The organism is Protofrankia sp. Cas4, assembly GCF_963555915.1.
Taxonomy (GTDB): domain Bacteria; phylum Actinomycetota; class Actinomycetes; order Frankiales; family Frankiaceae; genus Protofrankia.
Genome location: NZ_CAUVXL010000164.1, coordinates 1 through 20,356 on the forward strand (window position 1 = coordinate 1; position 20,356 = coordinate 20,356).

Consider the following 20,356-nt stretch of genomic DNA (forward strand, 5'->3'; position numbering starts at 1 on the left):
GACCGGCAAGAGGGGACGCGGCGTCGCAGGGCCGGGATGGGCCGAGGCCAGTCGCCGATGTTTCCATCGAACATTCCAATCGCCTGGCCACACTGCCTTCTCGGGTCGTCTGGGATAATTGGACGAGTGGCGCCCGTAAAGCGCCGCCTGGCATGAATGGCCTGGATCACCCAGTTTCACGCCGTTTTGGGTCCAATTGTTCCCGAGGCTAGCCCGTCCGGAGGTCGGTCATGTCCGCGCCAATGACCCACGATCAGTTGACCGCAGTGCCGACGCCGTCAAGCGCCCCGTCCCTGACCGTCGTCAGAACAACGCGGGAAGCCGACGACATCATTTCTCTGGTCCTCGCCCATCCCGCTGGAGAGAAACTCCCCGGGTGGACGCCGGGCGCCCATGTCGACGTCGTCCTCGGGTCCGGTCTGATCCGACAGTACTCATTGTGCGGCGACCCGGCCGACGATATGCACTGGCGAATCGCCGTACTGCGTGAAGAACACGGCCGAGGCGGGTCGGTCTACCTGCACGACGAGGTCCAGGCCGGGTGGTCGTTGCCGGTCGGCCCACCCCGTAACAATTTTCCGCTGGTCCCGTCCCGGCGTTACATTCTCATCGCCGGCGGCATCGGAATAACCCCGCTCCTGCCTATGATCTCCGAACTCGACAAGCGGGACGCCGAGTGGACGTTGTTCTACGGCGGTAGACAGCGGACCAGCATGGCGTTCCTCGACGAGCTGTCGGCTCACCAAGATCGTATTGCCGTCCATCCGCAGGACGAATCCGGGCTGTTGCCGCTGGAGCACATCCTCGGGCAGCCTGAGATCGGGACGGCGGTCTACTGTTGCGGGCCCGAGGGCCTGCTCACGGCGGTTGAAGCCGCCTGCGGTGGCTGGCCGGCCGGCGCTGTGCACGTGGAACGTTTCCGGCCCCGGGAACGACCCGACGATCGCCCGGCGGACACCGCCTTCGACGTGGTGATCGGCAGTACTGGGCAGAAGATACGGGTGGGCGCGGACCGGACGATCCTGCAAACTCTCGAACGCGCCGGCTTCGACGTGCCGTCATCGTGCCGCGAGGGCACGTGCGGCAACTGCGAGACCCGGTTCAGCGCCGGCGAGGTCGATCATCGTGACGAGGTACTCACGATCGAGGAGCAACGCACCGGAGACGCCCTGATGATCTGTGTGTCACGAGCCCGCACGGATTCGCTGGTCCTCGACATCTGAGGCCTCGTATCGGTCGCCTCAGCCACGACACCAATCGACGCTGTCAGGCCGGGATGATCGGGTTGAGCCCGTCACATCCGACGGACGTCCAATTTTCGGCGCGTTTGCTCTCCGTACACCGTCCTGGAGTTGAATGCAGCTGCGCCTGAGAGATATGACGCCGTGGCGAACAGATCCGGGAGGCCCACGGAATACAAGACGGTGTCGGTCCGGCGCGAAAGGAGAGCCGGAGCGGTGAGCCGTATCCAGATCGAAGCGTTGACCAAGCGTTTCGGCAAGGTCACCGCCGTGGACCGGGTGAGTCTCGACATCAGCGACGGCGATTTCCTCGTCCTGCTCGGCCCGAGCGGCTGTGGAAAGTCGACGTTGCTCCGGATGATTGCCGGGCTGATCGAGCCCGACGGCGGGCGGGTCCTGCTGGATGAGCGCGACGTCACCTTCACGCCGCCCAGGGACCGCGATATGGCGATGGTTTTCCAAAGCTACGCCCTTTACCCGCACCTGACAGTCGAGCGCAATATCGGTTTCCCGCTGCGCTCGCGTCGACGCCCACGCGCGGAGATACGCGAGAAGGTACGGGCGGTCGCGGAGCTGCTCGATCTGGCCGACCTGCTCGACCGCCGACCCAGAGCGCTGTCCGGTGGGCAACGCCAACGCGTGGCGGTCGGCCGGGCGCTGGTCCGCGACCCGGGTGCCTTTCTCATGGACGAACCGCTGTCCAACCTCGATGCCCAGTTACGCACCGCGACCCGTGGCCAGCTACGGGCGCTGCACAACCGGCTCGGCTCGACCATCGTCTACGTCACGCACGATCAGGTCGAGGCCATGACCATGGCCACCCGGGTCGCGCTACTCAATGCCGGCCGCCTTGAGCAGGTCGGCACTCCCACCGAGGTCTACGACGAACCGGCGTCGACGTTCGTAGCGGGCTTTCTGGGCTCACCACCGATGAACCTGCTCCCGGCCCTGGTCGAGAACCACTGCGGACGCGTCCGCGTGCACGCCCCCGGCGTGCAGGTGCCGCTGTGGGCGGCCGGCGACTTCCCCGGTCGCGACATCATCGTGGGGATCCGCCCGGAACATCTGGTCGGCGTCCCGCCGGCGTCGCCGGCACCCATGTTCCGCGGTCGGGTAACGGCGGTGGAGAACCTCGGCAGCGACGAGGTCGCCCAGTGCATGGTCGGCGACGCGCCTGTGTTCGCGCGCGGACCGCGCCCGCTCGGGCTGCGTCCCGGCGACCCGGTGGCCTTTGACACCGCCGCAGATCGCGTGCACCTGTTCGACCGCGCCAGTGGTCGCCGGCTCGTCTGGCAGCCAGAAGGATCGCCTCGCATAAGGAGCACGACATGAAAAGATCGAGCTGTCTCGGCGGTGCCGCGGCCGTGCTCGCCCTCGCACTTACCGCGACCGCCTGCGGCGGGGGCAGCTCACCGGCTGCCGCCCCGTCAAGCACCGCAACCGTTCCCGAACTCAGGGCCGACCAGCAGGTCTCGATCGTCCTGGAGAGCTACAACCTGGCGCAGGCCGGGGCGTGGACCGACACGTTCACAGATCTGATCAACAGGTTCCAGAGCGCCCATCCCAACATCAAAGTGACGGCCCAGAAGCCCGCGACCGCGACCGCCAGTGGCTACGGATCGGCCGCGACGGCCAGCATCCAACGCCAGATCGCGGCCGGCAACCCGCCCGACATCGGGCAGCTGGGATTCGGTGACCTCTTCTACGCGGTGCAGGGGCTGGGGGCCACGCCACTCGACGACGTGGTCGGCCACGACGCGGTGCAGGCCAACTTCGGCGGCACGCACCCGTTCGCGCCGACCGCGCGCACTCTGGGCGACGTCGACGGCAAGACCTATGGCATGCCGTTCGTGTTCTCCACCCCGATCCTCTACTACAACGCCAGCCTGTTCACCCAGGCCGGCCTCGACCCTGCAAAACCTCCGACCACCTGGGCGGAGGTCAAGACCGCCGCCCTCGCCATCAAGGACAAAGCCGGTAAGGACGGCGTCTACATCGACTGCCTGACCAAGAAGGCCGGTGACTGGTGCTACCAGTCCCTGGTCGACTCCAACGGCGGATCGGTGCTCTCCGCCGACCGGACCAGGCTCACCTTTGCCCAGGCGCCGGCGGTCGAGGCCGTCACGATGGCCCAGGACCTGGTCCAGTCCGGCGCAACCCCCAAACTCTCCCAGGAGCAGGCATATCCCGCATTCGCCCGCGGTGAGATCGGCATGATCGTAGAGAGCAGCGCGGGTGAGGCCATGTTCCGTAAGGGCGCCACCGGTGCGAAGCCCCCGTGGGATCTGCGGGCGGCCGGGCTGCCAAGCTTCGGCGGCACGACGGTGGAACCGACCAACTCCGGGGCTGCCCTGGTCATGTTCGCCAAGGATCCGGCCAAGCAGCGGGCAGCCTGGGAGATGATCAAATTTCTGACCGGTGATGAAGGCTACATCCAGCTCACCAGCAAGATCGGCTATCTGCCGTTGCGGACAGGCCTGCTGGACGACCCCGCCGGCCTCAAGGACTGGGCGGCGAAAAACCCCCTGATCAAGCCGAACATCGACCAGCTCGCCCGGCTCCGGCCGACGGTGGCCTTCCCCGGTGACAACTACGTCCAGATCAGGGACACGATGCTCGATGCCGTTGAAAGCGTCGTCTACAGCGGGGCTGACCCACCGTCCACGCTGGCCACGGCTGCGGATCGGGCGACAAAGCTGCTGCCGAAGACGTGAGGCCGTGGCGACCGTGCATCGACACAGGCAGGATCACCCAACGTGTTCGTAGAGGTCACCGCCGCGACGACGCCTGAGACGCCGGTCAGCGCAGCCCTGCCCTCACCCACGCGCCGGGTGCTGCGGGCGCTGCCGCCCTTTCTCTACCTCACGCCGGGACTCGGCTGCCTGGCGGTCTGGACCTACCGCCCGCTGGTCGAGGCTGCGCAGCTGTCATTCTATTCGTGGAACCTGGTGCCAAGCAGGCCGAAGATCCCGGTCGGTCTGGACAACTACCGCCACGTCCTGCAGCTTCCAGAGCTCTGGCACTCGCTGTGGCTGACGGCGGCGACGATTGCGTGCCTGCTGCCGTTCACGGTCGTCCTGCCCACGATCATCGCCCTGCTCACCCGCCGGGTGCGGGGCCGCCTGCGCGTCGGCTACCGGACCCTGGTGTTCGCGCCGGTGCTCGTTCCGCCGGTGGCGAGCGCGGCGATGTGGGTATGGCTGCTGGACCCACGGCACGGCCTGGTGGACCGCCTGCTGGGCCGACCGGTCAACTGGCTGCATGAACGTGGTCCCGCCCAGCTCGCCGTCGTCGGCATCACCGGCTGGCACCTGCTCGGCTTCGCCGTCCTCGTCGTCACTGCCGGCCTGGCCGCAATCAACGACGAGTACGCCGCGGCAGCCCAGCTCGACGGCGCGACCCGGTGGCAGATCACCCGATGGATCACCCTGCCGCTGCTGTCGCCGACCCTGGTCCTGCTGACCCTCATGACCGTGCTACTCGCCGGGCAGTTGACCTTTCCGCTGATCGACGCGCTCACCCAGGGCGGCCCTGACAGTGCGACGACCAACGTCTACTACCTGCTCTGGGAGTACGGCTTCAAGAGCTTCGACGCGGGCCTCGCCGCCGCCGCCGGTATGGCCTTCTTCCTGTGTTTCGGGCTGGTGGCCGTCTTCCTCGTGTGGCTGTTCGAGAGACTGAGCGTCCATGACGACTGAGCGTCCATGACGACTGGACAGTCATGACAACTGATGACTCGTGGATGACCACCCTCGTCCCTACGATCGCCACGAAGGATGACCGATGACCGATGACCGATGACCGGCTTCACGGTGGACGGGCAGGTGGGTGCCCCAGCCCCGCGACGCCGCGTCCCCTATTGCCGGTCGCGCTTAATCGGCCACGTCGTGCTGACGGTGCTGAGCCTCGCCTGCATCGTCCCGATCGGCTGGATGTACGCGACGTCGCTGCGCCGTCCCAGCGATGTCTACGGCTCGTCGCTCCTTCCCTGGCCGCTGTCGCTGGGCAACTACCGGCACGCAGCGGAGGTCGTCCCGATCGGAGCGCTGCTGCTCAACACGGCCGTCGTGGCGGCGTTGACCGCTGCGGGACAGCTGCTGACCGGTCTGCTCGCCGCCTACGCGTTCACGGCCTGGCGCTTTCCCGGCCAGCGGCTGCTCTATCTGCTGTTCGTGGGAACGTGGTTGGTGCCGTTCCAGGTGACGATGGTGCCCAACTACACGCTGCTGTTCCGGCTCGGTCTGCTGAACACACTCGCCGGCGTGGTCATCCCGACGCTGTGCACCGCCCTGAGCGTCCTGCTGCTGCGCCAGCACATGGAAAGCTTCCCCAAGGACCTGCTGGACGCAGCCCGCATCGACGGGCGGTCGTCCTGGTCGACGCTGTGGACGGTCGTCGTGCCCAACCTGCGGCCGGCGCTGGCCGCCCTCGGGATCGTGCTGTTCATCAATGCGTGGAACGAGTACTTCTGGCCGTCGCTGGTGCTCCAGCAGGCGAACTCGATGATCCAGCTTGGGCTGCGCGGCTTCCTCGGGGGGACCGAGGGAAACGACTGGGGTGGAATCATGGCCGCATCGGGGCTGTCCTGCCTGCCGATCTTCGCCCTCTACCTGATTCTCCAGCGGCACATCGTCAACGCGTTCGTGCACTCCGGCCTGCGGTAATACCCGGGCGGCCCCGGCCCCGGCCCCGGCCCCGGCCCAGCGTCGGCCAGCCGGGATGGTTACCGGCCGGCCGCCGCAGGCATGGACGGCGTGATCGGCTACGTGGCCTCGCTCACACCGCCGCCTTCTCGGTCTCCAGCAGATCCTGCAGTTCACGCACTGCTTCCCGGAGCTTGTCGGCAAAGACGAACATGTCGTCGGCCACCGGGCGCGGTGTGCTCAGGTAGAGGTTGAAGCGGTCCGGCAGCAACACATAGGCGATGCCGATGCACCGGCTGCTGGTCGACCCGAAACCGAAGTACTCGACGTTGACCGACGGTGCGGAGCTGGTACTCAGATAGTCGTCCCGCATCGTGAGCCAGCCCGGGGTCTCGTACAGGGCAGGCGCCGCGGGCACCCCCAGCGCTTCGCCGCGCCGCTGCGCAATCAGCGCCAGCTCCCACAGGTGCTGCTCGGGAGCCTGCCCCGTCTGGCACGCCTTCGCCCGTTCCACGTGCGCGTCGGCAGCTGCCCGGAATGCGGCGTTGCGGGTTGCCACATCCACATCGGGGTCATCCATCATGGCGACGAAACGCATCACCTCGGGCGTGACAACGCGCATCGCCTCGGTACGCCCGCGCCGGTACTGTCGGGTGGCGATCGACTCGTAGGTGGCGCCGACCATTCCTTTGGCGCGCTGGTGAGCGAGTTGATAGGCCAGCTGCACGAATGCATCAGGCGACATCCCCAGCGCCTTGGCCCGGTTTCCACCGAAATCCTCGAACGACTCGATGGTGGTGGCGACGTTGGCCCCGTACGCGGCGAACGCGGCACCCGCAGCCCGCACATCGGCCCGCAGGTCACCATCGAGCACGAACTCGACGGGCGTGACGCTCGGCAGGCCCTGGGCCAGCGCCCCCGACCGCGCCGAGTGCTCCTGCGCCGATGCACCCAGCAGCGCGTCGACAAAGCTGAGGACCGTCGTCCCATCCAGACCGCAATGCTCCACATTGATACCGGCGGTGCCGTCGCCGAAAACGATCAGGGACACGGCCTTGTCGAACCACCGATTACCGCTGTCACCGTGCAGGAGGTTGTCACATGCCGCCAGCGTGTGCGCGGGTACGAAATCCTCCAGACACACGCAGAACAGCGCGGTTTCCACCGCGTCGAGCGCGTCAGCGTTGCCGGGATGGCAGCCGAGCAGCGCGTGGCGAGTAGCCGCCCACTGTGCCCGGGCCATGGTGGTGAGATGGCCGACCGACTGCTCCGGTGCAGCCCGCACCGCACCGGCCTTCATGATTGACTGCAGACCCGCCACGAGATCGTCCAACGTGTGGGGGCGACCAGCCGGGCCCAGCACGTCCATGCGGAACATGTGCCCTCGGAAGAACACCACGATGTGGCGCGCCCGGGATGGGCCCGGGCACTGTTCGCTGTAGGGGGCGCGGACGGTATCCTGCACGGGTCCGGGTATACGCGTGGTGGCGAACAGGAACTTGTTCTGCTCCATCGAGAGAGCCTGCCCGCGCGCGACGATCGGCGCTACGAGTTCCTCGTCGAGCGCCAGCTTGTAGTTGACGGCCCCGGCGATGAGCCCGGCCGCCCGGTCCACCTGTTGCAGGCCGGCGTCCTTGAACAGAAAAAAGTAATTCGCATTGATCGCAATGCGGTCGCGTCGACCCAGATACCGGGACTGCCAGAATGTGTCGAGCCAGCTGTGCACCCCATCACCGGCGTTGTACTCCTCAAGCGCCGCGTGGAGTTTGTGACCGGCACCGTCCGGTTCGCGGAAGGAGGCCACCGCGGCTTCGGTCGTCGCCAGCTCGGCCGCGGTCAACAACGGTGCACACCACGCGAGGAATCGCTCGCAGCTCGCCGCCACGGTCGGCAACGGCACCCGCGGCAGCCGGTCCTCATTGCCAAAGGTACGGGTAGACCAATCCTGATCAGATTTCGCGTTCATCGTCAACCTCGGTGGTTTCGGAGAGCTGGATGATTCGTTGCTCGTTGCCAGATCCACGACCGCGTAACTTTTCGTGTCACGCGGCCGAGAGACGTGGAGCTGCGCGTACAGCCAGCCGTCGGCTTCCAGCCCGCGCGGATCAACACCGACGGCCCACAGCGTGTCCAGGACGAGTGACTGCTCCTGCGGGGAGGCGAACCGCCGCTGCTTGAACACATGTTCGATGTGTACAGTTTCATATCCCAACCCGGCCAGGCTCTCGGCTACCGGTTCGAACGGGAACATCCGCAGGACGAAATGCGCCATCCACGGCCTGCGCTCGCTGCTGGCGCTGACAACCCGTGCAATGGTCCGCTCCGTGACGTAACCGAGGCAGCCGGTCGAGATAACAAGATCCACCCCGGTGAACTGCTGGCGTTGTCGTTCCGTGGGGTCGCGCTGTTCGAGGTCGGCGTATACCACGTCGTCGACAAAGCCGGCCGAGAGCGCATAGGAAAGGGCGGGGTGGGACGTGTCGAGGCCCACGAACCGGGTGCACGTGCGGCGATTACGCGAACGGACCAGGTCCCGGTCGCGGGTCAGCAGCGTGCTGCGGGTCTGCGACCGGGCATCGATGCCGCAGTAACGCTCATACAGCTCGTCCATAGTCACGTCGAATTTCAACAGAGCGGCATTGATGCCGTATGAGCAGCCGATGTCCAGGATATTTGGAGCCCGGTTCTGCTGTAAGCTCCGGTATTCCTCGATAAGTTTTGTAAAATAGGGCTTGGCGAGCTGCGGGATGCGGTAGTCGAGCGCGCGCAACGTACTGAAATAGGCGCGCGGATCGGGTTGCGTGTAGATGTGGTCGAGGGAAATTTTTCCGGTGGTGTCGAAATGCACGGGTTATGCTCCTCCCTGGTTTACAGAACAGGCAACGGTCCGGCGTCGTAGGCAGCACGCCAGCAAGCTCCTAATCCAGTAGTCGGTCGACCCGCACAACGTTTCCCTCGGCCGCCAGATGTTGTGGCAGCACGCGACCGAAAAGCTGCCTCGTCCGCGTCACGCTGCCGACGACGCCAGGGCGTTCGCTATATGCGAAGATCGCCGAGTGGCGCGCTGTATCGCCGTGCACAGAGCTCACCCGGTGCATCGAATAACGGCCTTTGAACAGCTGAAGATCACCCGGGCGCAACGACAGCCGACGAATCAGGTGCCCACCGCGGCCGGCCAACACGGCCCGCACGTCGTCGAAATTCTCCGCCTGCGCGGACCTGATGTCCGGGCAATACTCGAACACACCACCGGCTCGCGGTTCCCGGGTGAGCAGACTCACCGCGAACTCATTTGTATCGAAATGCCAGGGATGCTCCATTCCTGGCATGACGACATTGAGGCACAGCCCGGCAAGGGGGTCTGCGAGCTCGTGGAGGCGGCCCAGCCCGAAGCAGTCCGCGATGAAGCGCTGAAACAGTTCGTCGGTGTAGAGCCGATGGATGATGAAATCCTCGGGTATACGATCGCGTGCCACAAACGCATTGCCGCGCCTCATGGCGACGGAAGCAGGATGATCTTCGTGAAGGGTCGCGTCCGGTGCGATGTTGTAGGCGTTCACCGTTTCGACCTCGTAATACGCCGCCGGCGCGATCGTCGCGCATTCCTGCTGTAATTCTTCACACCGGGACGGCCTGATAAAACCAGGCAGGACGCTGCAGCCGGTATTGTGCAGCTCGCGGCGGGTGCGAGAAACCACGTACTTCCAGTCGGCTCCGGTCGGCGCTGCCAGGGGATAGCGAGCCGTGTCGACCACCCGTCCAACCACCCGTGCCCCCGATGTGCTCATGAGGATCCTCCCCATCTGCCAGGGGCACCGCCCTGGGCCGGGACACCCCAATCGACTCGGCAATCCCTGTGTGTGGCGCCCATCCACAGCCAGCGATTCAGCACATTGTTGCTCGTCATTCAATTGCCGTGAAGTCGTTTGTGACATGCGACACTAAGAGCGCCCGGCAACAGGGGCGTGGATCAAGGAGCGGGGCTGGGGTGCGTAGATCGCGAGGCGGAGAAGGGAGGCACCCTGGTGTTGGGTGTCGACCGACGACAACGCGGCGAGATGCGTGCCCCAGCCCCGCGACGCCGCGTCCCCTATTGCCGGTCGCTCTATGAACACCCCGGCAAGATCGATTCTGCTGTCTGCCGGGGTGGACGCGGATCAGGGACGCGGATCAGGGACGCGGTACCGCCGTGATCTCGTTGATGAGGGACGTGTCGTGCTCGGCCCGGCAGAACCGGGGGTGGTCGAGGACACCGCGCAGAAAGCCGGCGGTCGTTGTCACCGTCGGACCACTCAGGCGCAGCTCGTCGAGTGCCCGACGCATCCGCGCGAGTGCCTGGTCTCGATCGGGTGCCCAGACGACGACCTTGGCCAGCAGCGAGTCGTACAGCGCCGGAATGCGGTAGCCGGCGAAGACATGAGTGTCGACGCGGACGAACGGGCCGCCGGGCAGCGAGAACTCGCTGACCACCCCCGGCGTCGGGGTGAAACCCGCCGTCGGGTCCTCGGCGTTGATCCGGCACTCGATCGCGACGCCGCGCGCGGCGACGTCGTCCTGGGAGAACCCGAGCGGTTCACCGGCGGCGACGCGTAGCTGTTCGCGGACCAGATCCATCCCGGTGACCATCTCGGTGACCGGGTGCTCCACCTGGAGCCGGCAGTTGACCTCCATGAAATAGAACTGACCGGCCGGGTCGACCAGGAACTCGAAGGTGCCCGCGCCCACATAACCGACCGCCAGTGCGCCGCGGACCGCGGCGTCACACATGCGCTCGACGGTGTCGGCGGGCAGTCGCGGAGCGGGCGTCTCCTCCACGAGCTTCTGGTGACGACGCTGCAACGAGCAGTCGCGCGCGCCGAGGTGGACGACGTTACCGTGGGTGTCGGCGAGGATCTGCACCTCGACGTGGCGCGCGGACTGCAGATAGCGCTCCACGTAGAGCCGCCCGTCGCGGAACACCGCCTGGGCGCTGGCTCGAGTCTCGCTGTAGGCGCGAAGGAACGCGTCGGGGTCATCGACCACGGCCATGCCGCGCCCACCGCCGCCGGCCACCGCCTTGATGATGACCGGGAATCCGATTCCGGCCGCGAACTCCGCTGCCTCGTCGGCGTGGTCGAGTGCGTCCCGGCTACCCGCCAGCAGCGGCAGCCCGGCCTCGGACATGATCGAACGGGCGCTGGCCTTGTCGCCGAGGCAGTTCATCACCGACGCCGGCGGCCCGACGAAGGTGATGCCCTCCTCTTCGCACACCTCGGCGAAGTCCGCGTTCTCCGACAGGAAACCGTAGCCGGGGTGGATCGCGTCGGCACCCCAGCCCCGCGCCGCCTCGATCACAGCCGGGATGTGCAGATAGCTCGTCTTGGCCGGGCCGGACCCGATCTGCACCGCCTCGTCGGCGAACCGGACGACCGCCGAGTCGCGATCGGCGGCGGAGTGGACCGCCACCGTGGCAAGACCCAGTTCACGGCAGGTGCGGGCCACCCGCAACGCGATCTCACCACGGTTGGCGATCAGCACTTTTTTGATCATCGGCCGGCACCGGTGGTGGTGCCGGCGGCCACCGCCAGCAGTGGCTCGCCGTGCTCGACAGGTGTACCGTCGGTTACGAAAAGCTCAACGACGCGGCCGGAGACGTCCGCCTCCACCGGGATCATCAGCTTCATCGCCTCGATGATCGCAACCTGCTGGCCCCGGACGATCATGTCGCCTTCGACGACAAACGGCTTGGCCCCAGGCTCGGATGCCCGGTAGAACACACCGACCGTGGCGGCACGCAGGACGTGGACGTCGGTGTCCGGCTCGGCCCGCACCGGGCCGATCTGTGCGCGGGCGGGTTCCGGTCTGCTCTGCTCGCGGCCCGGCACCGGCTCCCGCGCCGGCCCGGACCCCGGCCCGGCCATAACCCCCGACGCGATCGCCGGTGTCGGCGACCAGGCAACCTCGACGAAGATGTCACCGGCGCCCGCCCGCACCCGAACGGGCGTCCGGGACGCCTGGTCGCATACGGCGATCGCCTGTTGGCGCAGGATCGTCAGGATCTCGTCGAGCTCGTCGGCACCCCAGCTCGTCGACCGGTGCGATTCCCGCCCCGCCGGTGACGCCGACGGGCTCTCGCCCGGATCGGATCCGACGATCCCGGCTGATCCGGGCGACGCACCGTTGGTCGGAAGCATGGTCATCAGGCACTTTCCTTTTGGCCGGGGCCGGCGCTGTCGGGACCGGCACTGTCGAGGTCGGCACCGTCAAGGTCGGCACCGTCAAGGTCGGCATCGAGCAGGGTGAGGGTGTGCGCGCCGAACTGCCGGAACCGGGTCCTGCGTCCGGTGACGAGGGTCATCTGGTCCCGCGGCAGCAACTCGGCCAACGTGCTGGTCAGGGCGTCACGAAGGGCGTGCGCGGCCAGCAGGTGATCGCTGTGTGCACCGCCGTCGGGCTCGGGAACCACGCCGTCGACCACGCCGCTACGCAGCAGCTCACGTGCGTCGACACGCAGTGCCGCGGCGGCCTTCGGTCCGGCGGCGGCGTCCTTCCACAGGATCGCGGCGCAGCCCTCCGGGCTGATCACCGAGTAGACCGCGTTGGAGCACATCAGGACCCGGTTGGCGAAGGCGAGCGCAAGCGCGCCGCCGCTGCCGCCCTCACCCGTCACCACGGCGACGACCGGTACCGGCAGGCCAGCCATCAACCGGAGGTTCTCCGCGATCGCGACGGCCTGACCCTGTTTCTCAGCTTCGATGCCCGGATACGCGCCCGCGGTGTCGATAAGAGTGATCACCGGGAGGCCTATCTTGGCGGCCAGGCGCATGATCCGCGCAGCCTTGCGGTAGCCGGCCGGCGAGGGCATCCCGTAGTTACGCCCGGACAGCTCGGCCGCGGTGCGCCCCTTCTGGGTACCGATCACCACGACCGGAACGCCCTCGAGGCAGCCGAGCCCGCAGACCATCGCCGGGCAGTCAGCCGACATCCGGTCGCCGTGCAGTTCGTTGAAATCCTCGATTATGAGCGCGATGTAGTCCAGGGTCGTGGGCCGACCGAGCCGGCGCGCCAGCCGCACGGACTCCCACTGGTCCCGCTCGGGTAGCCGGTCAGGATCGACGATCAGCGCGGATCTGCCCGCCGATCGCGGCGCGGGAACCGTCCTGCTCACCGAACGGCGACTACCCACGGTCAGCAGCCTGGCCAGGGTGGCGCGCAGTTCCGCCCGCGGCCGGATCATGTCGATGACGCCGTGGCGGACCAGGAACTCCGCGGTCTGGAACCCCGGCGGCAGGGTCTGGCGGATGGTCTGCGCAATCACCCGCTGACCGGCGAAACCCAGCCGCGCGCCCGGTTCGGCGATGATGATGTCGGCCAGCGTCGCGAAGGAGGCGGCGACACCACCGAAGGTGGGGTCGGTGATGAGCGACAGGGTGAGGATCCCCGCCTCGTCGAGCTGCCCGAGCGCCTGGCTGGTCTTGGCCATCTGCATGAGGGACAGGACGCCCTCCTGCATGCGGGCGCCACCGGAGGCGGTCACGAGCAGCAGCGGGGTCCGTTCCCGCAGCGCGATCTCGGCTGCCTGGGTGATGGCCTCACCGACCGCGGCGCCGAGGCTGCCGCCCATGAACCGGAAATCCATGGCAGCGACGACCACCGGGTTACCGTCGATGCGACCGCGGGCGCAGACGACCGCCTCGTCGAGCCCGGTGGCGGCGCGCGCCTCCCGAAGTCGCTCGACGTAGGGACGGCTGTCGACGAACCGCAGCGGATCGTTGTCGGACACGACCGCTTCCAACAGATGCACACTGTCGGGGTCCAGCAGCATCGTGAGCCGTTCATGAGCGGTCAGCGGGGCGTGCCAGCCGCATTCCGCGCAGACCCGCAGGGCGCGGGTGAACTTCTTTGCGTAGACGATCGCCCGGCAACCGCCACAGACCAGCCAGGACGGGCCGCGGGTCTGCGTGCCGTGCCGTTCGGACAGGGCCACACTCATGATCTCTCCCACCGATCGGGTTCGCCCGCGGTGTCACTCCGCGGCGGAGACGGGATGTACGTGGTGGCGCGCGCGGGCAGGCGCACGCCGGCAAGCCGCAGGTGGTTGACCCGGCTCGTGAACGCGGCGCCACGCATCATCTGCGCGGCGATGTCAGCCACCCGCCTGTTCGCAACCGAGGCCAGATAGGTCCCGGTGACCCAGCTGTTGAAGGCACCCATCGCCGGACCGCACCAGATCTGGTAGTCCGCGACCCGGCCTGTCTCGCCGGCGATGCTCCAGCCCGACGAAAGGCCGAGGTACCAGCGGAAGACCAGGGCCATCCGCCGCTTCGGGTTGTCGGCCGCGCGAGCGATCTGGTCCGGATCACGCTCGGTGAAGAAGCGCACCGTATCGGCCCAGACGTCCTCCAACGGCCGGAGGAAAATCTTGCGTTCCAGGGCGTCCCGCTCAGCGTCCGCGATCGCCTCGATGCTCTCGTGCGCCCGATAGACCTCATACAGCCGCCTGGCCTTGGACGCGAACATGGTGCCGCGCTGCAGGACCTGCACCTCGACACCCATCTCGAACATGTCCGCGGACGGGGCCATCGCGCAGTCGGCGGTTCCGGCACCGGCCAGCAGCCGCTTTGTCGCCTCCGACTGGGATGCCTCGACCGATGCCTGGTTGATCGACCCCGTCACCACATAGGCCGCGCCGAGTGCGAACGCCGCCGCCGCCGCGGCCGGTGTGCCGATCCCACCGGCCGCACCGACCCGGACCGTGCGCCCGGACCCCAGCTCACGGCCGACGCGATCACGCAGAGCGATAATCTCGGGAAGGAGGACGGTCAGCGGACGGCGGTCGGTGTGTCCGCCGGAGTCGGCCTCCGCGGTGACGTCGTCAGCGATGGGTATCCCGCGCGCAAGGTCAGCCTGTTCCGCCGTGACCAGACCGGCCTCGACCAGCCCGCGGACCATCGACTCCGGCGCCGGACGCAGGAAGCGCTCGGCCACCTCGGCCCGGGAGATCTTGGCGACCAGCCGGTTGCCGACCTGGACCCGCCCAGCCCCGTCCCGGGTCAGCCCGGCCAGCCGATAGCGCACCACCTGTGGGGTGAGGTCGAGGAAGGCCGACGCCTCGACGCAACGCACCTGGTGGCGCAGGCACAGGTCGACCACGTCCCGCTCCATGGCCAGCTCGTTCGGGCTGTGGATGAGGTTGCACGCGAAGGGCAGCCCGGGCGCGTTGCGCCGGATCGTCGTCAACGCCTCGTCCACCCGGGCGTGGGGCACCCCGGCCGCGCCGAAGGACGCGAGAAACCCGTCCCGGGCCAACGCGGCGACCATCGCCGCCGAGGCGATCCCGTTCGCCATCGCACCGGCCATGTACGGATGGCGCACACCGTGGTCGCGCGGGAAATCCGGCGACCCCAGCCGGTCGGGCGCCAACGGCGGGACCGCCGCCAGCACCTGCGCACCGGCGCCGATCAGACGCTCGTCGTTGACCGCGGCGATTCCGCTGGCATCCCGGATGACGAAACACGGCCGTTCGAGGGTGGTCAGCACCTCGTAGACGTCGGCCGCGTTGCGGGCCGGACCCGCGGCAGAACCGGCGCCCGCAGGGCCGACACCGGCAAAGACCGGCGGACCGGCCGGCGTGGTCACCATGGCAGCGCCCCTTCCTCCCGCAGTTCAACGGCGATATCGGTCAGCTCATAAATACGCATGGTCGGCTTCCAGACACTCGCGTCCGCGATAACCCGTATCCGGCCCGGCTTACGCTCGACGGCCTTTATGTGGACCTCAAGGGTCGTCGCGGCATCCGTCGGCAGAATCTGCCCACGGTACTTCCAGGTCATAGGCAATCCGACCGGCAACACGAACCCCGGCCGGACCAGGCCGTCGGCGTGACCGCCGTCGACCACCCATTCCTGCATCGCCGCAATCACCGCCTCCACACCGAGGGAGCCGGGAATGACCGGATCCCGGAAGAAGTGGCGTTCGAAGAACCAGTCCGCGGGATCGATCGCGCGGACCGCCCGCAGGTATCCCCGGCCGTACCGGCCACCGCCGTCGACCACGTCGACGTCGTCGACAAGCGCGAGATAGCCCTGCGAGCACAACGGCGCCGACCGGTCCGCTCGGCGGCCGGCAATATTGATCGTCCGGACCGCCGGACGGGGTTCCTGCTGCTCCAGCCATGTCGGGACGAGGCGGCCGGCATCCAGTCCGCTCTGGCGGGCGAGGGCCGCCGCACTGAAGTACCCGAACATCGACTCACCTTTGTAGACGGGCTCGCCGTCCACGGAGAACAGGTATCCGAAGTCCTGCAGGACCGATCCGGGCATGGGCGTCGTGGACAACAACGTCGAGTGCTGCCGCAGGGTCTTGTCCCGCAGATCGACCTCGCGCAGCAGCGTGGCGGTACCACCGAGATTGCGCAGGCTGTGGTCGCCCTCCAGCGCCGGCAGGGTCGCACCCAGGTAGTAACCGAGTATCAGCGCCGACTGCAGCGAGGTTTCCATGTACACGCAGTTCGGCATCGACGCGTTCGCCGATTCCTGGTAGTACCAGGCATCGGCCGGAGAGTCGTACTCGGTCTCATGGCTGGAGCCCGGGCGCGGATTCCCCCTTTCCCCGTCGACCGTGACGATCCGGTCGACCAGGCGCAGGCCACCGTCGGGTAGCCGGGTCGCCCGGGTGTCACGGTACCGGGCGAACTCCGGCCCCAGCGCCACATCCTGGTCACCCTTGGAGCAGTGGGCCATGTGGAGCTCGTTGAGCATCATCCGCTCGCCGAACCTGTTCTTGCGCCCGAGAAACACCGGGACGATCCCCCCGACGCCCGGCCCTACCGGGGCGCCGGGCTTCTCCCGGATGCCGAGCGTCACATCCCACAGCCGGGCAACGACCTCGCCCCCGGCCCGGATCTCGGCGTCGACGGACAGCCACGGACGCGGGACGAGATCGACGGCCGTGACCGCCAGCACGATCTCGTGCTCCGCGCTGGTCCCGGCGTCTTCTTCGAGGTCGACCCGGCACCGGTCCGGTTCGCCCCGCCCGTCCGGGCGACCGCGCACGAACGTGGCGTCGGCAAGGCAGAGGTGCAGGCCCAGGTACATCGCGAACACCTGGGCGGCCTGCGCGGTCGCCTCGGCCAGCAGCACCGCCCGCGCCGCCGCCGGCGCCGAACCGGCCCGGGCGGCCACGTCGGGCCGCAGCGTGGCACGCAGCTCGCCCCTGCCCCAGGCGCCGCCCCGCAGCGCGATGTCGTCCACCCGGCTCAGCAGGGGGTCACCGGCCGGCGCGAGTCGGATCGACGGGTTGGCGCCGTCCTGGTCATAGGCGGCACCGAACACCCCGGCGATCGACCCCTCGACCAGCCGGGCGAGATCAGCGCCGGCCAGCTGGGTACGGTCGCTGCGTGCGAGCGGCTTGAACGCCGCCTCGGCACTGACCGGTTCGCCCGCCACGACCGGATGGGCACCGTGCGCAACCGCGAGCGGCTGACCATCCACGATCTCAAACCGCCCGACCACCACCGGCCGGGTCGCGACCACCGGCCGAGTCGCAACCGGCCCGGGCGCCACCGGTGGGATCTCGACATGACCGGTGGCCGGGCCCGCCGGGCCCGCCTGGCCGGTGGCGCCGAACGCGGCGATCATGGCGCTCTGCAGGTTCGCCTGGGCCCGCAGGGCGCTGCGGTGCGCGGCCACGACCACGGCCCGCACCTCCCCGACGAGCGCCGTCGCCGATACCTGCCTCAGCGCCTCCGCTACCGATCCCGGCACCGGGACCGGCGACGGCGACGGCGGTGGGGAGTACAGCCAACGGGTGGGGTCGAAGGCCTCCCCGTCGAACTCCAGGCAGTCAAGGTCCCCGGCCTGATCCGCTGTCATCGCGTGCTCTCCGTCCACGTCATTGAGCCGGTCGGGCCATGCCTGCGGCGACCAGGGTGGACGCTCATGCCGTCTCCCCCGCCTGACGGGAACGCACGGCCTCGGCGAACTTCGCCGCCATGTCGGGAGTACCGATCATCGAAACATCGGTCAGGCGCTGCAGGACACGACCCTCGGGGTCGCACGCGGTCACCGTCACCGTCAGGGACGACGCTGTCGACCGGATGTCGTCCAGGACGACGATGAACCGATCCCCGTCAGGCAGCTGGGCGAAGTACTCGAACCGCCCCACCGCCAGCGGCAGGCAGGCCTGGCCCGTCAGCCACCTGCCCAGGACCGACGGTCCGTGCAGGAGGACATCGGCCAGAACCGGGCTGTGCAACGCACCGGCGAACGCGCCGCCGGCCACGACCTGGTCAGCCAACCGGCATTCCAGCACGACCCGGTCATCACGGCGCTGGCGGATCCGCCGGATCCCCTGCAGGGACGGGCCGTGGAACAGGATGCCCTCGGTGTAGATCGCCAGTCCGTCCTCCGGACCAGACTGCGGCTCATGGACGATCGTCCCGCCCGCTCCAGCGACCCCGGGCGGTGCCGGGTCAACCTGCTCGGCCAGCACGAACGTACCGACGTAGTGCGAGACCGGCCGGCCGGTAGCGGCCACGCCGCGCACGCTCGCGCGCACCACGAGCCGACCGTCCACGGTTTCGGCCAGCGGTACCTCGACCTGGTACTCACGGCCCTGGGTCCCGTCGAACACGATGCCCTTGTGCACCTCGAAGCCGCGGACCTCGACCACCCGCAGCCCCGGATGCGCCCGTTCCAGCACGTTCACCAGCCAGCCGAGGCCGAACGTGGCCGGCAGGACGGGGAAGGCGTCGATGCGGTGATCCTGGAGCACCTCGGTGCCCTCGATCCCGATCAGGTCACGGCGGGCCGTGAAGCCCCGGGCCGGGCGCGGGCCGGACCCGGCGCTGAGCCCTTTCGGGGAACCGATCAGTACACAGGCGTCGTCGCTGTGGCCGGCGGTGAACTCCGCTACGAACATCCGTGCGCCGGCGTCGGGCGCGAGCAGCTCGACGCCGCGCTCACGGAATACCGCACGCAGGTCGGCCGCGACCATCCCGCCGTCCCACGCGCCCCAGTCGATGGCCGTGACGTGCCGGTCAGGGTGTTCGCGCTTGAGGCTGGCCGCGACCCGGCACAGGGCCTCGTTCGCGGCCGCGTAGTCGGCCTGACCGGCATTGCCGAACAGTCCCGCCACTGAGGTGAACAGGACGACATGGCCTACCGGCGCGTCCCCGAGCGCGTCGAGGACGTTGCGCAGGCCGGCGAGCTTCGGGGTGAAGACCCGGCGCACATCCTCGGCGGTCTTGGTCCGCAGCAGCCCGTCGGAGAGTGTGCCCGCGCCGTGCACCACGCCGGTCACCCGCTCGCGATGCTGCGACAACGCTGCCCGCACGGCTTCGGCGTCACCCACGTCCACCTGGATGTAGCTGGCCCCGGCCCCGGCCGCGGTCAGCGCGTCGAGCGTGGAACGGATCTCCCGTTGGGCCTCGACGCCGCGGAAGGCCGCCTCGACCTCCCGCGGCGTCGGCGGCTTGCCGCCGCCGGCTACCAGGGCCGCGATCGCGGCCGGCTTGAGATCACCGTCGGCCACGCCGGCGGCCCACGCCGGCTCGGCAACCAGGGCGGTGCGCCCGAGTAGCAGGAAGGTCCCCTGACTGCTCGCACCGAGTGCCCGGATGCAGGTCGCGGTAACCCCACGCCCGCCGCCGGTCACCACGAAGACGTCGTCGCCGCCGACCGTGGCCGCACCGCCGGCGGAGGACCCGTCAGCAGGCGGCACCGATGGCGATCCGGGGTGCCCGCCAACAGACCCGTAGGGTCCCGGGACGATGGTCCAGCGGCCACGCGAGCTGTCGACACCCACCTCGGTGATGTCCAGCGCCGCGTCCCGTATCTCGTCCAGGAGCACGGCGACGGCGTCGTCGACGGCGAGTCCCGGATGAATGTCCAGCGCGCGGCAGAAGATGGACGGCTCCTCGTGCGCGAGTGTCTTGACCACTCCGCCGACCCCGCCGACCAGCGCCTGGGCTGCCTGGCGTTCGCCACGGTGACCGAGGCCGCCGTCGATCCGGGTGACGGTCACAAAGGCGGCGCGGCTACCGGACCGGGCGCCGGCGGCAAGCGGTCCGCAGGCGTGCCGGGCCACCAGGACGGCGTCGGCGAGCTCGCGGACGCTGTGATCCCACACGTCGCTGCCCACCAGCGGGACGAGACAGAGATCGAGCCGGCCCGCCGCGTCCAGTGCCTCGGTGAGCCGCCGCTGCGCAGCCTCACCGTCCCAGGTGGACTCGGGCGTCTGCGCCCCGTCGGGAAGCGGGAGGTTCGCCCGTACCACCGTCCAACCGGCCTTTTCAAGCCCCAGCGCGAACGCTTCGCCCGCCTGGTCACCGCGATTGACAACAATGGCAACCGGATCGCTCGCATACGGCTGTTCGATCGTGTCGATCGCGGGCAACGGGACGAGTTCGACGGGAAACCGTGCCGCCGGCTCGGCAGACGGCTCCGGCGCCACCGCGGGCTCCAGGATGGCCGCGGGCTCCGACGCCACCGA

General features: G+C 68.5%; 13 protein-coding genes. 5 read left to right on the plus strand and 8 right to left on the minus strand.

The window, feature by feature from the left end:
- Positions 1-230: 230 nt before the first annotated feature.
- The 5 genes from U9979_RS15165 to U9979_RS15185 all read left to right on the plus strand — a co-directional run bounded on the left by U9979_RS15165 (position 231) and on the right by U9979_RS15185 (position 5,905).
- Positions 231-1,223, plus strand: coding sequence for a PDR/VanB family oxidoreductase (locus U9979_RS15165; RefSeq protein WP_322751035.1), 993 nt, complete (start codon positions 231-233; stop codon positions 1,221-1,223).
- A gap of 234 nt (positions 1,224-1,457) precedes the next feature.
- Entirely contained in the window at positions 1,458-2,573 is a 1,116-nt protein-coding gene (locus tag U9979_RS15170; protein ID WP_322751036.1) for an ABC transporter ATP-binding protein, read from the plus strand.
- Entirely contained in the window at positions 2,570-3,955 is a 1,386-nt protein-coding gene (locus tag U9979_RS15175) for an ABC transporter substrate-binding protein (RefSeq protein WP_322751037.1), read from the plus strand. Before U9979_RS15170 ends, U9979_RS15175 begins: the two co-directional genes overlap by 4 nt.
- Positions 3,956-3,997: 42 nt before the next feature.
- Positions 3,998-4,939: a sugar ABC transporter permease gene (locus U9979_RS15180; RefSeq protein WP_322779890.1), complete on the plus strand. Its 942-nt coding sequence runs from the start codon at positions 3,998-4,000 to the stop codon at positions 4,937-4,939.
- Positions 4,940-5,038: 99 nt separating this feature from the next.
- Positions 5,039-5,905 carry a carbohydrate ABC transporter permease gene (locus U9979_RS15185; protein ID WP_322779891.1) on the plus strand — a complete coding sequence of 289 codons (867 nt, stop codon included), beginning with the start codon at positions 5,039-5,041 and terminating at the stop codon, positions 5,903-5,905.
- Positions 5,906-6,017: 112 nt separating this feature from the next.
- Here the strand turns inward: U9979_RS15185 and U9979_RS15190 are convergent, their stop codons facing one another.
- The 8 genes from U9979_RS15190 to U9979_RS15225 all read right to left on the minus strand — a co-directional run.
- Entirely contained in the window at positions 6,018-7,850 is a 1,833-nt protein-coding gene (locus U9979_RS15190) for a choline/carnitine O-acyltransferase (RefSeq protein ID WP_322779898.1), read from the minus strand.
- Positions 7,851-8,802: 952 nt separating this feature from the next.
- Positions 8,803-9,672, minus strand: coding sequence for an arpA protein (locus U9979_RS15195; protein ID WP_322750733.1), 870 nt, complete (start codon positions 9,670-9,672; stop codon positions 8,803-8,805).
- Between the two features lie 382 nt (positions 9,673-10,054).
- Positions 10,055-11,413, minus strand: coding sequence for an acetyl-CoA carboxylase biotin carboxylase subunit (locus U9979_RS15200; protein WP_322779892.1), 1,359 nt, complete (start codon positions 11,411-11,413; stop codon positions 10,055-10,057).
- Positions 11,410-12,063 carry an acetyl-CoA carboxylase biotin carboxyl carrier protein gene (locus U9979_RS15205; RefSeq protein ID WP_322779893.1) on the minus strand — a complete coding sequence of 218 codons (654 nt, stop codon included), beginning with the start codon at positions 12,061-12,063 and terminating at the stop codon, positions 11,410-11,412. Before U9979_RS15205 ends, U9979_RS15200 begins: the two co-directional genes overlap by 4 nt.
- On the minus strand, positions 12,063-13,856 hold the full coding sequence (accD, locus tag U9979_RS15210; RefSeq protein WP_322779894.1) for an acetyl-CoA carboxylase, carboxyltransferase subunit beta: 1,794 nt from the start codon (positions 13,854-13,856) through the stop codon (positions 12,063-12,065). The genes U9979_RS15205 and accD overlap by 1 nt, the downstream gene beginning before the upstream one ends.
- A complete protein-coding gene (locus U9979_RS15215; RefSeq protein WP_322779895.1) occupies positions 13,853-15,505 on the minus strand; it encodes a PfaD family polyunsaturated fatty acid/polyketide biosynthesis protein in 1,653 nt (550 codons plus the stop codon). The genes accD and U9979_RS15215 overlap by 4 nt, the downstream gene beginning before the upstream one ends.
- Entirely contained in the window at positions 15,499-17,736 is a 2,238-nt protein-coding gene (locus U9979_RS15220; RefSeq protein WP_322779896.1) for a beta-ketoacyl synthase, read from the minus strand. Before U9979_RS15220 ends, U9979_RS15215 begins: the two co-directional genes overlap by 7 nt.
- 64 nt (positions 17,737-17,800) lie before the next feature.
- On the minus strand, positions 17,801-20,356 hold a 2,556-nt coding region (locus U9979_RS15225; RefSeq protein WP_322779897.1), incomplete at its 5' end, for an SDR family NAD(P)-dependent oxidoreductase.